12 protein-coding genes are annotated in these 14763 nt (G+C 69.1%); 4 read left to right on the top strand and 8 right to left on the bottom strand.

Annotated features, from left to right (window positions below):
• Positions 1–71 precede the first annotated feature (71 nt).
• Complete coding sequence (gene acs, locus O3438_RS20640; protein ID WP_269681484.1) at positions 72–2036, bottom strand: acetate--CoA ligase; 1965 nt, start codon at positions 2034–2036, stop codon at positions 72–74.
• Between the two features lie 292 nt (positions 2037–2328).
• Here acs and O3438_RS20635 point away from each other — a divergent pair, with 292 nt between their 5' ends.
• Positions 2329–3075, top strand: a complete 747-nt coding sequence (locus O3438_RS20635; RefSeq protein WP_269681483.1) for an oxidoreductase — start codon at positions 2329–2331, stop codon at positions 3073–3075.
• A gap of 7 nt (positions 3076–3082) precedes the next feature.
• Here the strand turns inward: O3438_RS20635 and O3438_RS20630 are convergent, their stop codons facing one another.
• The 5 genes from O3438_RS20630 to O3438_RS20610 all read right to left on the bottom strand — a co-directional run bounded on the left by O3438_RS20630 (position 3083) and on the right by O3438_RS20610 (position 7567).
• Positions 3083–3715, bottom strand: coding sequence for a TetR/AcrR family transcriptional regulator (locus tag O3438_RS20630; RefSeq protein WP_269681482.1), 633 nt, complete (start codon positions 3713–3715; stop codon positions 3083–3085).
• Positions 3610–4974 (bottom strand): methyltransferase, encoded by a 1365-nt coding sequence (locus O3438_RS20625; RefSeq protein ID WP_269681481.1) that lies wholly within the window; start codon positions 4972–4974, stop codon positions 3610–3612. Before O3438_RS20625 ends, O3438_RS20630 begins: the two co-directional genes overlap by 106 nt.
• Positions 4971–5867 carry a hypothetical protein gene (locus O3438_RS20620; protein ID WP_269681480.1) on the bottom strand — a complete coding sequence of 299 codons (897 nt, stop codon included), beginning with the start codon at positions 5865–5867 and terminating at the stop codon, positions 4971–4973. Before O3438_RS20620 ends, O3438_RS20625 begins: the two co-directional genes overlap by 4 nt.
• Before the next feature lie 186 nt (positions 5868–6053).
• Positions 6054–6860 carry an HAD family hydrolase gene (locus O3438_RS20615; protein ID WP_269681479.1) on the bottom strand — a complete coding sequence of 269 codons (807 nt, stop codon included), beginning with the start codon at positions 6858–6860 and terminating at the stop codon, positions 6054–6056.
• Positions 6861–7252: 392 nt separating this feature from the next.
• Positions 7253–7567 carry a DivIVA domain-containing protein gene (locus O3438_RS20610; RefSeq protein WP_269683702.1) on the bottom strand — a complete coding sequence of 105 codons (315 nt, stop codon included), beginning with the start codon at positions 7565–7567 and terminating at the stop codon, positions 7253–7255.
• Between the two features lie 729 nt (positions 7568–8296).
• Here O3438_RS20610 and O3438_RS20600 point away from each other — a divergent pair.
• The 3 genes from O3438_RS20600 (at position 8297) to O3438_RS20590 (ending at position 11711) form a co-directional block, all read left to right on the top strand.
• Complete coding sequence (locus O3438_RS20600; RefSeq protein WP_269681477.1) at positions 8297–9607, top strand: hypothetical protein; 1311 nt, start codon at positions 8297–8299, stop codon at positions 9605–9607.
• Positions 9608–9621: 14 nt separating this feature from the next.
• Positions 9622–10167 (top strand): GNAT family N-acetyltransferase, encoded by a 546-nt coding sequence (locus O3438_RS20595; protein WP_269681476.1) that lies wholly within the window; start codon positions 9622–9624, stop codon positions 10165–10167.
• Between the two features lie 1019 nt (positions 10168–11186).
• Positions 11187–11711 (top strand): hypothetical protein, encoded by a 525-nt coding sequence (locus tag O3438_RS20590; RefSeq protein WP_269681475.1) that lies wholly within the window; start codon positions 11187–11189, stop codon positions 11709–11711.
• A 1146-nt stretch (positions 11712–12857) separates the two neighbouring features.
• Here O3438_RS20590 and O3438_RS20585 read toward each other — a convergent pair.
• The gene (locus O3438_RS20585; RefSeq protein ID WP_269681474.1) at positions 12858–13442 is read right to left on the bottom strand and encodes a hypothetical protein; all 585 of its coding nucleotides are present in this window, start codon (positions 13440–13442) and stop codon (positions 12858–12860) included.
• An 823-nt stretch (positions 13443–14265) separates the two neighbouring features.
• A complete protein-coding gene (locus O3438_RS20580) occupies positions 14266–14643 on the bottom strand; it encodes a carboxymuconolactone decarboxylase family protein (RefSeq protein WP_269681473.1) in 378 nt (125 codons plus the stop codon).
• Positions 14644–14763: the final 120 nt, after the last annotated feature.

The following is a 14763-nucleotide window of genomic DNA, read 5'->3' as shown; positions in this document are numbered from 1 at the left end:
ACCTCCACAAAAGACAACGGTGGGTGACGGCCCGTCGGGACCGCCACCCACCGCAGGGGTACGTCTACTCGTCAGTCCTCGTCGGACTTCGCGCCGCTCATCCCGGAGGAGATCAGGTCCATCACCGACGAGTCCTGCAACGTCGTCACGTCGCCCAGCGACCGGTTCTCCGCCACGTCCCGCAGCAACCGGCGCATGATCTTGCCGGAGCGGGTCTTCGGCAGCTCCGGCACCAGCATGATCTGGCGCGGCTTGGCGATCGGCCCGAGCGTCTTCGACACGTGGTTGCGCAGGTCGGCGATGAGCTGCTCACCCGCGTCGCCGCTGATGTCCGTGCTGCCGCGCGGAATGGCGAACGCGACGATCGCCTGACCGGTCGTCGGGTCGGTCGCGCCGACGACCGCCGCCTCGGCCACCGACGGGTGCGACACCAACGCCGACTCCACCTCGGTCGTCGAGATGTTGTGCCCCGACACCAGCATCACGTCGTCCACCCGGCCGAGCAGCCAGATGTGCCCGTCGTCGTCCTTCTTCGCCCCGTCGCCGGCAAAGTACATGCCCTGGAACCGCGACCAGTACGTCTCGATGAACCGGTCGTCGTCACCCCAGATGGTGCGCAGCATCGACGGCCACGGCTCACGCAGCACCAGGTAACCGCCACCACCGTTCGGCACCGACTGGCCCTGGTCGTCCACCACGTCGGCCACGATGCCCGGCAGCGGGGTCATCGCCGACCCCGGCTTCGCCGCGGTCACCCCCGGCAACGGAGAGATCATGATGGCGCCCGTCTCGGTCTGCCACCAGGTGTCCACGACCGGCAGCTCACCCCGACCGACGTGCTGCCTGTACCAGATCCACGCCTCCGGGTTGATCGGCTCACCGACGCTGCCCAGCAGGCGCAGCGACGACAGATCGAAGCCGGCCGGGATGTCATCGCCCCACTTCATCATCGTCCGGATCAGGGTGGGAGCGGTGTACAGGATGCTGACCTTGTACTTGTCGACGATCTCCCAGAACCGACCCTTGTGCGGGGTGTCCGGGGTGCCCTCGTACATCACCTGGGTCGCGCCGTTGGAGAGCGGACCGTAGACGATGTAGGAGTGCCCGGTGACCCAGCCGATGTCCGCGGTGCACCAGTAGACGTCCGTCTCCGGCTTCAGGTCGAAGACCGCGTGCGTCGTGTACGACGCCTGCGTGAGGTAGCCGCCGGTGGTGTGCAGGATGCCCTTCGGCCGGGCCGTGGTGCCGCTCGTGTAGAGGATGAACAGCGGGTGCTCGGAGTCGAACGGCTGCGCGGTGTGCTCGGCCGACGCGGTCTCCACCGTCTCGTGCCACCAGTGGTCCTTGTCCGACCACGCCACGTCCTCACCGGTGCGGCGGACGACCAGCACGTGCTCCACCGACGGGCAGTTCGCGACCGCCTCGTCCACCGTCGGCTTCAGCGCCGACGGCTTGCCCCGCCGGTAACCACCATCCGCGGTGATGACCACCTTGGCGCTGGCGTCCTGGATCCGGTTGCTCAGCGAGTCGGCCGAGAAGCCACCGAAGACGACGCTGTGCGCGGCGCCGACCCGGGCGCACGCCAGCATGGCCACCGCCGCCTCCGGGATCATCGGCAGGTAGATGGCCACCCGGTCGCCGGCGGTTACCCCCAGATCGGTGAGCGCGTTCGCCGCCCGGCAGGTCAACTCGTGCAGGTCGGCGTACGTGATGGTGCGGGTGTCGCCCGGCTCGCCCTCCCAGTGGATGGCGACCTTGTCGCCGAGCCCGGCCTCGACGTGCCGGTCGAGACAGTTGTACGCCACGTTGAGCTGGCCACCCACGAACCACTTCGCGAACGGCGGGTTCGACCAGTCGAGGACCTCGTCCCACTTCTTCGACCAGGCGAGACGATCGGCCTGCTTCGCCCAGAACGCGAGCCGGTCGGCCTCCGCCTCGGCGTACGCGTCGATGGTGACGTTGGCGTGCGCGGCGAGTTCGGCCGGCGGGGGGAACTGGCGCGTCTCGTTCAGCAGATTGGCCAATGCCTCGCTCATGCCGTGACTCCTCGTCGCTCGGGTGACCTGGGTCTCGCTGGCCACGAGGGTAGTCGGCGGGCCTCCGGCCAGCGAGGGCTGCCCGCCTCGTCGCGCCGAGCGGCCCTCGCCACGCGCCCGGCGGCGGGACGCGTCCCGCCAACAGGCCGCCCCGGGCGGTCCCACCCGAGTGGATCTGGGGGCGCGCGCCGGGAGGGGCGAGGGCCGCGCAGACGGGCCGGCGCGGGTGGCGCGGCTCGCGTTGCGGCCGGGTGTGGCTCGCCGAGCCGGGACGGGTCGCTAGCGTGACGGGGTGACCACCGACCCGCTCGCACCGCTGCTCGCGCTCGCCGACATCGCCGCTGCCGTCGAGCAGGCCCGCGCGCGGTTCGACCAGGCGCTCGGACACCGCGCGCTGCGCCGACACGGTGGCCAGGTCGCGGCCGAGGTCAGCCTCCGCTCCGCGGTGGCCAGCGCCGCCCTCGAAGGGGCGGCGCACGAACGGGAGGCGGTTCGCGCCGGCACCGTCACCGACCCGGTGCTCCAGGGGGCGCTGCGGGTCGCCGGAGCGCTACCCGGGCTGAGCGAACTCTGGCCCCGGGCACCCCGGCAGGCACTCGCGAAGCTGCACGTCCTCGCCGCCCGGGATCTGGTGCCGGAAGCCGAACTGGGCCGCCCGGTGGCAGACCCCGTGGTCGCCACCCGGCTGGACGGGCTGGCCGGGCTCGTCGCCGGTGGCACGAAGGTCTCCCCACTGGTGCTCGCCGCCGTCGTACACGGGGAGTTGTTGAACCTGCGCCCGTTCGCCGGACCGTCCGGTGTCGTGGCCCGGGGTGCGGCGCGGCTGGTTCTGCTCGCCAGCGGCCTCGACCCGCGTGGCCTGCTCGCCGTCGACGTGGGGCATCGCGAGCGGGAGCCCGAGTACGTCGGTTCGGCGGGGGCGTTCGCCACCGGCACCCCGGACGGGTTGCGCTCCTGGCTCCGCCACTACATGGCGGCCGTCGAGGTGGGTGCCGACCAGCTCACCGCCATCGGCGACGAGGTTCTCGCCGCCGCCTGAGCGGCGATCAGTCCCGCCGCGTCGCCCGGCTGACCTTCGCCTGCAGCGCCCGGCGGGCGATCGGTCCGAGATCGTCGACGATCTCCATGAGGAGCGCGAGCTGGTCGAGCGCCGCCAGCGCCTGGTCGGCGCCCGCCGGGTCCACCCCGTCGTAGAGTTCGAGCCCGATGAACGCGGCGGAGACCGCGCGGGCCAAACCGGGCACGTCGGCGACCTCGGCGAACGGAGATCCGGCGAGCAGCCTCCGCAGGACCAACTCGATCTCGTCCACCCACAGCTGCAGCGCACCAGCGGTGGGGGCGGCCAGGCGTTGGTCCGCCTGTGCCCCCGCCAACATCTGGGCCAGGAAGGTGACGTTGCCGAGCTGACGCTCCTCCTCGTGCAGCTCCCGTCCGACCGCGAGCAGTTCGCGCAGCGACCGGGCCGCGGCCAACCGCTCCGACCATCGCTCGACCCGTTCCGCCGTGCTGGCCCGGCAGGCCGCCGTGAGCAGGTCGTCCACCGTGCCGAAGTGGTAGAAGACCAGGGCCTGGTTCACTCCGGCCGCGGTGCCGATGGTCCGGGCGGAGACACCGGCGATGCCGTGCTCGCGGATGGCGGCGATGGCACCGTCGAGAAGACGCTGCTTGGTGTCGGACATGGCTCTCCTCCCGGGCGGGCTGGATGCGGCGGTGCGATCATCGCATCGGTCACCAGCTGGGCCAGCCAGGTGGCCACGGGCAGTCGTAGTGTCCAACCGACGAACGCCCAACCGAGGTGGACATGTTCGAGTCCGCGGGCGACGGCGGCCACCCCCCGTTCCGTGTGACCGTCGCCGCCCACGTACTCCGCCCGCCACAGCACGTGCTCGTGCTCCCGGGCGGGCCGGATCCGCAACCCGACCGGGTGCCGCCGGGCAACCATCCGCCAGAGGGCCGCGCAGGGCCCGCAGTCGTCGTCCAGCCAGAGCACCGCCGACGGCTCCGAGGGGTACGGCCGCCAGCGGGGCCACCAGTCGCGTACCTGCCGCCGGTAGGACCGCCAGGAGTCGCCGTACCGCGTCCGCAGGTCGTGGTGCTCGTGTGGCCCGGCCACCGCCGCGCCGAACGCCACCGCCGACACCGCAGCCAGAACCACTGTGGCGCTCCCGGTGACCGCTGCGGTGAACAGCAGCAGCACCACGGCGGCGAGCTGCATCGGGTTCGCCAGGTACGCGTACGGCCCGGTGGTGACCAGGCGGCGCGGCGGGTCCCACGGGTACGGCGTGCCGCCACCCCGCACGGCGAACTCCGCGACGGCGGCCAGCGCGGGCGCGGCCACCAGCAGGGCCAGCTGCGCGACGAGGAGCACCCCCGTGGGGTCCAACTCGGTCAGCCCGGCCCACGATCCGCCGCCGACCTCGAAGGCCAGGCTGGGGACGAACCAGAGCAGCAGTACGGCGAAGACTCCCACCTGGAGTGACGTCCGAGTGCCCAGGTGCCGGCGGTCGGCGCTGAACCGCCCGAGCAGTTGGGCGGGCAGCGCCACCACGAGCAGGCCCACCACCTCCCCGACGAGCCAGTGCGGTCCGAGGTCGACCAGGGGGTGCAGCGCCGGCATCGCCACCGCGTCGACCCAGAGCAGCAGACCCAGCGCGATCGGCAGCGGCAGCACCCGGCGCAGCAGCACCGGCAGCGGGCCCCAGAGGGCCGCCCAGCCGATCCACAGGTCCACCGGCATCCCCCGGTACGCGCCGTCGACGGGAGCGAAGGCGTACCAGCCGGCAAGGCGGGCGACCTCGTGCAGCGCGGCGATGCCGATCCCGGCGGTCAGGAACGCCAACAGCCCCGCGGCCCGGACGGACCGGTCCCGCTCCCGAGCGCCGACGGCCAGCACGGCGGCCAGCGGCAGTGCCAGACTCAGCCAGCGGGCGGCAGTCACTCCAACGCCAGCATGTCGAGAAGGTGCCCGACCCCGGCGCCGAGCAGCACCTGCTGCATCGGGCCGAAGTACCAGGACGGGTCCAGGCCCCGCGTGTAGTCGACCCGGACCCGGACCTCGGTGTGCTCGGAATCGACAGCCCGCCAGCTCAGCTCGGCGTGCCGCCAGGTGAACCAGCGCGCGGTGATGGAGGTGTCCTCGACGAAGCGGAAGCCGACCCGCCCGGGGGCGGCGCTCTCCACCTCGGCGAGCAGGTGGCCGCCCGGTCCGTGCGCGCCGCCGTGGTAGCCGAACATCCACCTGTCGCCGACGTCGAGCCCGTCGCCGCCCACCTGAGCGGGTGTGGGCACGCCCAGGAGCCGCAGCGGCACCGACCGGACGTCGGTCGGGCGGGGCCCGCCGGCGAGACGCTCGGCCACCCGATCCGCCGGGAGCCCGACGACACGACTCACCTCGACGGTCTGCTCCGGGGCGACCCGGGGAGCGATGCCGCTGCCCTCCAGGCCCGGCAGGAGCAGCAGAGGCACGGCCACCATGACGTACGGGCGGTTGGCGTCGCGCAGGACGCGGATCAGCGCGGTGGTGCCGTGTGCCACCGCGTAGACCAGCGGAGCGGCCAGGAGGACGCAGATCGCGCCTTCGTGCAGTGCCACCGCCGCCAGCAAGAGTGCGATCGTCGTGGCGGCGAAGACCTGGCCGTGGGCTGTCCGGTGCGGTGCGAGCGTGAGCCCGGCGGCCAGCAGCACCGGAAGCGCCACGAAGAGCATCGCGCTGTCCGCGCGGCCCTGGTTGACCACCCCGACGAAGAGGACCGCCCCGAGGAGCGTGATCAGCCCGGCCAGGATCCAGCGTGCTCTGACCGCGCGTTGTGTCGGCTCGATGTCATCAGTCATGCGATCTCCCCCGTCTTGAGCGTTCGCTCAAACGGAGGGTACGACTATTTGAGCGAACGCTCAAGATGGCGTTCAGGCAGGGGTGAGGCGCTGGGTCGGATAGATGACACTCGACGTTGCTCAGAGGGCTGCCGGGCGGGTCTCGTCAGGCGCTGGTGGTGGTCGCGCGTACCCGATCGGGTTTGGTCAGGCGGTGGTCGTGGCCGCGCGGGTGCGACGGTGTCGGCCGTACCAGGCGATGCCGATGGCCACGCCGACGCCGACGCCGAGCGCCGCCGCTGCCACCGGCACCGCGGGTCGCTCCCGCAGGCGGCGACCCAGCGGGATCGGGTGCCGGAACTCCAGCACCGGCCACGCGTTCTCCGAGGCCAGCTTGCGCAACTGCCGGTCCGGGTTGACCACACTCGGGTGACCGACGCACTCCAGCAGAGGGCGGTCGCTGTACGAGTCGGAGTAGGCGTACGAGTCGGCCAGGTCGTAGTCCCGGGCCGCCGCCAGCTCGCTGACCGCCTCGACCTTGCTCGGACCGGCCGCGTAGAACTCGACCTCACCGCTGTACCGGCCGTCGCGGACCGTCATTCGGGTGGCGATCACGTCGGTCACCCCGAGCAACTCGCCGATCGGCCGGACCATCTCCTCGCCCGACGCCGACACCAGCACCACGTCCCGCCCCGCCGCCTGGTGCTCCGCGATCAGGACGGCGGCCTCGGCGTACACGTAAGGGTTGATCAGCTCGTGGAGTGTCTCCGCGACGATCTGGCGGACCTGCTCCACCTGCCAGCCCTTGCAGAGCGCAGCCAGGTAGTCCCGTGTTCGGGCCATGGTCTGCTCGTCGGTGCCGCCCAGCCGGAACATCAGCTGCGCGTACGCCGACTTGACCACGTCACGCCGGGTGATCAGCCCGTCCCGGTAGAACGGCCGACCGAACGCCAGGGCGCTCGACTTGGCGATGACGGTCTTGTCCAGATCGAAGAAAGCGGCACTTCGGCCCACGGCGCGAAAGTCTAGCCGGATGGTCTATCGTCGGCGGGTGCCCGGGGTCAGGCCACCCCTCACACCTGCGGGCAGGCACCATCTTCTCCGCTCCGCGTGATCGCGCTCACACTCTGCGAGGAGATTTTCGCGGTGAGTGGAGCAAGCACCACTCGACGTGACGGGCGCGCTCAGGCAAACTTGTCCGTACGACGAGCTTTCACATACCCGACAACAGGCAGACGCTCGGCGGTTGCACCCCCCGTGACCGCTGAGTGGTTCGGCTCGACCCCCCCGGAGCCGAACCTTCGACGACCCCCGTCTCCCCCCGACGGGGGTCGTCCCTTTCTGGTGGGAGCGCGCCCGACCAGGCGAAATTGTGTTCTGAGTCGGAGGTGTGAGTCCAGCGGAGGTCAGCCGTACTCGTTCGGGGTGGTCCTCGGGCGTGTACTTCGCTCCGTGCTGGGGGCCCGGCTGGGCCCAGGGGTGAAGTTGCCTTGCCACTGCCTCAGGGCGGTCTTCAAGCGGACGTTCTCTGCCTGAAGACTGGCTTCGACGCCATCCCGCGCGGTCAGTTCGTCGACCACAGCACGGAGGAAGGCGTAGACCTGTTCCTCGGCCAAGCCACGCCGTCCGAGCTTGGTGCGACGGAAACGAATTCGCCTCACCTGCTCTGGATGGAGTCGGGCCAGGCGCGACGCCGCCCGGAACACACCAACCGAATGCATGGCCACCGCTACCTCCTCGAAGTTGGGACCGTCGTGCGGGCCTTTCGATTCGTGCCGACTCGTTCGGCCTGATCTGGGGGAGCGGATGGAGTTCGCGCGGTGGCGGGAGCAGCAGCCGGAACGATCACCCGCAAGCCGGCACGCTGCACGAAGACCTCTCGCCGATCGACCGCCTTGCCCGCCCGATCGAGTGAGTAACCGGTCAGCCAGATCCAGCCCTCGTAGGTGGGCCGGTCGCAGACCTTGATGACTCGGAAGATCAGCGAGCGATTCCCGCTGAACTGCACGGACGCGTCGCTGCCGACGTGTAGGACGTCACCAGGCTTCGGAGTCCTTACCGCCCGCCCTCGATCGGTGGATGGGGCACCGAAGCAGACGGGCTGTGGCTGCGGCTGACGCCGCGAACTGCCTGCCGGCACCCGCTCCGGTGCCCTGCTCAGGAGTCCGTCGCTGTGACTACGGAGGCCGGCCGCACGCAGCCACCGACGCCGGGACAGCCCGGGTAATCCCACCAACGCAGCTTTGACAGCTGCATCTCAGCGGTGAGTACGCGCACAATTGCGATGGGTGAGATGTCCATGGTGGAGATAGAACACCCGGTCGTGGAGACCGATCGAGGACCGAAACAGCACCTCTGACGGACCTCGGGCGGACACCATGAGGACCTGCGTTGTGCTCCGGACCTCGCGCAGGTGAGCGTGGAGATAGCCCATCAGGAAGGCGTCGACGATGGCCCGAGATCGCCGCGAACCTCGCACTGTTCTGGAGTACCTGATCCAGTGCAGCGACCGCACGTACGAGGAACTTGCCGACGAGTTCAGCCGCATGGACTCCCGCGCGGCGATCAGCGCGCGGCACCTCGGGCGGCTGGCCCGTGGCGAACGGGACCTGGCCTCATCAAACCCCGCCACCCGGCGCGCGTTGCAGGCCATGTTCGGCAAGCCGGTCGATGAATTGCAGCGCCCCTGGGCATCCCACCAGTTGACCCCTGCGCCGGCCCGACATCTCATCGTCGAGCCCACCGGCGCCGGCCCGGAAAGGAACCTCCTCGCCATGGCCGCACAACGTGCCCGCCAGTACGCAATGCTCGCCGCCGAAGCCACCTCCCCGGCAGCCATCGACCAGCTCACCGAGGACGTTCAGCGCCTCGCCCTGGCCTACCCGCAGCGACCGGTCAGCCAGATCCTGCCGGACCTGGCCGAAACTCAGGACACCCTGTTCACGCTGCTCGAACGTCGCCAACAGCCGACCCAGTCGCGCGACCTGCACTTCCTCGCCGGCATCACCAGCGGCCTACTCGCCAAGGTCTCCCACGACATGGCCGACCCGCACTCCGCGATGCTGCAAGCCCGCACCGCGGTTCTCTGTGCTGATCAGTCCGGCCACCCCGGCTTGCAAGCCTGGCTCCGCGGACTTCAATCGCTGGTCGCCTACTGGGCCGGCCGGTACGCCGAAGCCGTCCGCTACGCCGAGGCCGGACGCGAGTACGCCACCCAAGCAGGCGGCACCTCCGCCGTCTGGTTGCCCGTCAGCGCTGCACGCGCCTACGCCGCACTCGGTAATGCGGAACAGGCCAAGGCCGCCATCACCGAGGCTGAGGACACCTGGTCACGGGTACGCCCCGACGAGATGGACGAGATCGGCGGCATCTGTACCTTCAACCAGCCCCGCACGCTCTACTACGCCAGCGACGCCCTCGCCTGGCTGCCCGGCGAAGCCGACGCCACCGAGCGCTACGCACTGCGTGCCGTCCAGGCGTACTCCGACCGCTACGACCCGGCGTGGGCCTTCGGCGACCAGGCCGGCTCCCACACCAACCTCGCCATTGCCCGCGTCGCCAGCGGAGAACTCGATGCAGCCGCTGATGCCCTCGCCCCCGTGCTCGATCTTCCCGCCGATCAGCGCATCAACGGCGTCATCCACTCGGTTCGTCGTGTCCACCAGGCCATTACCCGTGCCGGCCACGCCAATGACGCTCGTGACCTCATCGATGGCATCGAGCACTTCACGCACACGCCTGCCAACGCCCTTCCTCGATAAGGCACCATCAGCACATGTACCCGATCACCATCCCCGGCCGCGTCATCACACTTCGCGAGCTGCGACCCGATGACGCGGCCGACGCTTTGGCGATCGTTGGAGACGACCGGGTCACGCAGTGGCTGTCCTTCGACAGCCGCGGCCAGGCCGCCACCGTTGCCATGGTCGAAGGGGCCGTGAGCCGCGCACAGCTCGACCCGCGCACCGAGTACTACCTAGCGGTCGCCGACACCTCAGACCGGATGATCGGCTTCGCCCGCCTCGGCCTCACCGGGCACCAGGCCGCCAAGCTCGGCTACGCCATCGGCGCGGAACACTGGGGCCACGGATACGCCACCGACGCAGCCCGAACCATCATCGACTACGGCTTTCGAGAGCTGAAGCTTCACCGCATCACCGCAGCTATCGGACCCGACAACGCTTCCTCCATCGCTGTCGCAAAGCGGCTCGGGATGCAGTACGAAGGCCGGCTACGCGACCACGTCTTCACCAACGGCGCCTGGCGTGACTCGCAGCTTTACTCAATCCTCGCCCCGGAGTGGAACGGAACCGCCGGCTGAGTGGCCCTGGTCGCTCAGTACAAGCGCGAGCAGTACTGATCATGGTGGCGGTACGATCGCCGCCATGCGCGACGCCGACACGCCGCCGCAGGAACCCGTCGACCATTTCCACGCCCGCGCCGAACTCACACCTCGCCAGCAGACGGCTGTAATCCGAGCTGCCGCAGCCGAGGTGCGCCAGCGTGTGCAGGAGTGGCGCGACTCATCCGGGTGGCAGGACACACCGACGAACGCCCACCGGCATCAGGTGACCATGGCTGGAGTCGCGGCGCTAGACGCTCTACCCGAGCCGAGCACGATGGAGGAGCTCACCGGGTTCGTCGATGTCGTCCGACCCTTACTTGCTGAGTGGCGACCGAGTCGACCTGGTCCCGAACAACAGATTTCTGTCGCGGTCGAGCGACTTCGGAAAGCGTGCGGATAGCGCCGACCGCGCGGAGTTTCTGTTCGTCCTCAAGGCGGCCCTGAACGGGCCGCACGCGCCGCCGCCTGGGCGCGCGTCCGTCGCTCCGCTGGCGCTCCGACTCCGGCCACGCAACACGCCCGGCGGCTGGCGGCTGGCGGCTGGCGGCTGGCGCGAAAGCGGATAGCCCAAGGGGCCGCCGCAGAACGACAGGGAGCGTAGGCCAGGTGGTGAGCCGGCAGCCGGCCGGGCCGCGCGGCCACGAGCCCGCGCGGCGTAGCGGAGCGCACGCTGGCCCGTCGGCGAGCTGGCGGCGGTCGCGGGGTTGCGGTTACTGCGCCTCCGGCGGGGGCGCTCGGGCTCCGAGATGGTTGCAACCCCGTCGGCGGGTTGCGGTCCGTGGGTGGTTGCGCGAGCCATCCCGCCAGCCGGCGACCCGGGCAAGCCGAGCAGACCACCGCCCGACCCGCCAGCGTCCGTCCGGGCGTCAAGGCCGTCTTGACGTGGCGGGCCGGGCGGTGGCCCGCTCCCGGGAGGGCGGGTCGACGGCAGACAGGGATGGCTTCGGACAACGAGGGTGCTAGGGATTCGCGAGACTTCAGGCCAAACTGAGCCTATGGCATGGGATTGGGTCGTCGCTCCCGTCGTAGCCGGCGTTGTAGGGCTGGCAGGTATCGCTTCTACATGGTCGATAGGGCTTAGGGATCGCAAGATCCGAAGCGAGGAACGCAAAGAGCAGCGCCGGTCAGAGGTGTACATCGACCTTCTGGTTCAGGTTTCCCACGACATCATTGATGCAATTCCCCTTGTTGGCGCGATTGGTGGGCCAGTCCCGCAGCCGCGCAAGCCGGAAGACGGCATTCTGTTGAGTGCCAGACTTGAGGCGTTTGGCACCCGAGAGGTTCGACGTAGATACACAGCATTGCTGGACGAGATCGAGAACATTAGAGGCTTGAGGGCAACGATCGATCGTCGGCAAGAGCGAACCCCGATGGTATCCGAGTCGGAAATCACTCAAAGCCTATCCACTGACGAGTTATGGAAAGTTAATAGGGCAAGATGGCAGGACCTGCTTAAGTTGCGCGATGAATTGACCGATCAGATTCGTCGCGAACTGGGAGAACTGCCAATGTCGACGTAAAGGGGTGTGAGATGCCTTGCCTGCTGCTGCGGACGACTGATGTAAGGATTTTGCAACTCGCCCGGGTGACTAAATGGGTGACGAACGGGACGGACGCCAGCGGACGAGCAGGGGCACTGATGGACGGTTTCAGTAGTTCAAGGCCCGTGAAACGGCATGCCAAAGCCCCGTGTTGGTTGCTTGGGGGTCAAGGAGTCCAGGGTTGATGTGTGCCGGGTCCGATGGGGTCTATTCAGGGCACCGGTCGCGCGCCACGCGTGTGGTCTCCCCACACCGCCTCTTACTCCCACGGGTTCGGCTCACGCCTCGGGTGCCCCGGCGGCACCTGTTGAAGGGAGGCGCGCCCGACTCTACCGGCAACCGCTCGGCACGAGACAGAGACTCTGCTCGTGCCCGATCCGTGCCCGTCGCAGGGGATGACACCGGGCCGCAACGGGCGTGCCGAGGAGTTGCACGTCGATGCAAGGTGGCGGCCAACACGGTGATTCAGCGACTCGCGGTACCGATCAACATGATTCCCAGGCTGATGGCGGCTCGCCCGTACCTATAGACGGATATAGATTGGTGCAAGATCGTCGGCTGGATGAGGAGTGAGCGTTGGTGGCTCGACAAGGTGTGCCCTGTTCCCGATCGTGTGGTCCGCGCTTGCGCTGGTGTGCCTGTGGCTGACGGTCGCCACTGCGCTAGACCCGGGTGGCGTGTGGTGGGTGCCGCTGACGTTCGGTGCCTGCACCGTCGTCGCTACGGGGAGCGCCGTTGCTTGGCTACGGGAGCACCGCAATCGGAATCGCCGGACGTAGCCGGTAGGCCGCTGTCGGATAGCTACGTTGACAGCAACGAGGTCCACATTGAGGGCCGGGGTACGGCGGGCAGCGGACTACCGCCCGACGTCAGAGACGTGCGTGGACCGACCCGGACGGAACGCCCAGAACTTGTAAGCGAGAAGTCCGCTCGACCTGGCCGGCAACGATCTCCTCGGGCGGATGATGGACACCGGTGATGGCGATGCACTGCCGAAACAGTCTCTTTATGATCAAGGCGGCCCGCAAGCGGGCCGCGCCGGCCGGCCACGCTTGGGACGACCAAGCCCTTGGAGACCTCGGGGCTCCGCCCCGAACCCCGGCCCTCCTCAGAGATCGGCCTTACTCACGCAGTAGTGCGCTTGCGCCAGCGAGGCAATGCGGGGTACTTGCTGCCGACCCAGGCGCGGTGCATCTGCCGAACGTGGTCGGCGAGATCGATCGAGTTACCGTAAATCGATTCGGCGAGGCGCGTGAGGTCCGGGACTGTGAACGCCCGAGTTTCGAAGCCTCGCCGCAGCCGACTACGCAGACAGTAATAGGCCTGAGAGTTCTCCCAGGCTCCCCAGGGGCGCGGCACAACCTCATCGTTGTACGGGCTGTCCTCCCACCGGCCGTGGACGACTACATTCCGGATCTTCCGCAGGTGGTCCGTCTGCCTCAGCAGTTCATTGAACCGCTCGTGATCACTTTCCTTCCATCGGGAGTGCCAGTGATCAACCTCGTTGAGGCTGATGCGGCATGCTTGGATGAGCCATTCGGCGCTCTGGCCCTCGAACAGGATCCAGCCGCTATCTCCCACAAGGAGGGCCAGCACGTCTCGGAGCAGCTCCTCCTGAAGCGCGCTCTCCATCGCTACCCGCCCAACCGCAGCTGCTAGCTCCTGGTCGGCGATGAGAAGTCCATTCGGAGTCGGTTCGTCGTCTGCCATGGCGCACCTTCTGTTCGGATGACGCGATTCTGCTATGGCAGACGTTGGTGCGAAAGCGACTAACTAGCCGTGCCGCGACTTGCCAGTAGCGGCAAGCTGACGGGACCGGACCAGACGGGACCGACCGAGTTGCCGGACCGCTGAGGACGAGGACCAGACGGACCGCGTCGGACAGGTTCGACATGGTCTTGGGAATCTACGGATCAAAGGGTGGCTGTACAGCCATCCGTACAGCCAAGCCCGCCGACGGAGATGGCCCGGGGTCGACATGAGGCGACAAGGCGAGCAGGTCAACGGGAGCCACCCACGCCAGCCGACAACGGTCTTGATCTTTGCAAAGCAGGGGTCCGGAACCTGGCGCGCTCGCGGCCTTCCCTGCGGGCGGCCTCCGGCCGTCCTCGGGCACCCGCAGCGCCTCATTCGAGAGTCAGCAGATCGTCAGCAAGTGCCGTACCGCGCGACAACTCTCGATCATGCTCGACGGCACGACCGCTACGTCTGACCACGCGGTACGGCACTTGATCACACTCGCTGCTACGTCAGGTCACTTTCCCCCCGACGGGGGTCGTCCCTTTCTGGGAGCGCTACTCCGCCGCAGCGCACACAGGCCCTCCTTGCCATCGTCGACGCCGCCTTTGGGTGGTGTCTCCAGCGTCGGTAGCAGCAGAGAAGCAGCAGAGCCGTCACGAACAGCCAGGACGCGGCCACCGCCCAACCCGTCTGCGTCCGTACGAGCCGTCAAGGTCCGCCTGACGTGGCAGGCCTGGCGGCGGCCCGCTTCCCAGGAGGCGGATCGGCGGCAGGCGGAGTGGTGGCAGCGTCGTCAGCGGTGCTCGCCGAAGACCGCCGCGGCCACCTGGTAGCTGTCGAACGCCCGGGCCGCCCCGGCGTACGCCTCCAGGTGGATGAAGAGCTCGACGATCTCCTCCTTGGTCACGCCGGACGTCAGCGCGATGCGCAACTGCCCCCGCAGCGGCTCGTGGGTGCCCAGCGCCGCCGCGACGGCCACCGAGATCAGGCAGCGGCTCCGCAGGTCCAGGCCCGGCCGCGGCCACGAGTCGCCGAAGGTGTGCTCGGTCGCTAGCCGTCGGAAGTCCTGACCGACCGCAGGTTCCCCGTCGGCCAGCGGCAGGGTCAACGGTTGGCCGAGTAGGCGCTGCGCGGTGTCGAGAGCCTGCTGGTATCGGGGATCGTCGGGCATGCGTTGCCACCTCCGCACGTGTCAGCCGATCGACTGCCGTTCGGTTCCAGCATCGCGCCTACCCCGGGGTTCGGTCGGCTGTTTCGGGCAACCGGTGGTCGGCGAAGCATCGGATGCGGT

It is taken from the genome of Micromonospora sp. WMMC250 (genome assembly GCF_027460215.1).
Lineage (GTDB): Bacteria > Actinomycetota > Actinomycetes > Mycobacteriales > Micromonosporaceae > Micromonospora > Micromonospora taraxaci.
This window is presented reverse-complemented; position numbering and strand designations above follow the sequence as displayed.

Coding starts and splice junctions, on each gene's coding strand:
- acs (WP_269681484.1), bottom strand. CDS start 2,036: ATGAGCGAGGCATTGGCCAATCTGCTGAACGAGACGCGCCAGTTCCCC.
- O3438_RS20630 (WP_269681482.1), bottom strand. CDS start 3,715: ATGTCCGACACCAAGCAGCGTCTTCTCGACGGTGCCATCGCCGCCATC.
- O3438_RS20620 (WP_269681480.1), bottom strand. CDS start 5,867: ATGACTGATGACATCGAGCCGACACAACGCGCGGTCAGAGCACGCTGG.
- O3438_RS20610 (WP_269683702.1), bottom strand. CDS start 7,567: ATGCATTCGGTTGGTGTGTTCCGGGCGGCGTCGCGCCTGGCCCGACTC.
- O3438_RS20600 (WP_269681477.1), top strand. CDS start 8,297: ATGGCCCGAGATCGCCGCGAACCTCGCACTGTTCTGGAGTACCTGATC.
- O3438_RS20595 (WP_269681476.1), top strand. CDS start 9,622: ATGTACCCGATCACCATCCCCGGCCGCGTCATCACACTTCGCGAGCTG.
- O3438_RS20590 (WP_269681475.1), top strand. CDS start 11,187: ATGGCATGGGATTGGGTCGTCGCTCCCGTCGTAGCCGGCGTTGTAGGG.
- O3438_RS20585 (WP_269681474.1), bottom strand. CDS start 13,442: ATGGCAGACGACGAACCGACTCCGAATGGACTTCTCATCGCCGACCAG.
- O3438_RS20580 (WP_269681473.1), bottom strand. CDS start 14,643: ATGCCCGACGATCCCCGATACCAGCAGGCTCTCGACACCGCGCAGCGC.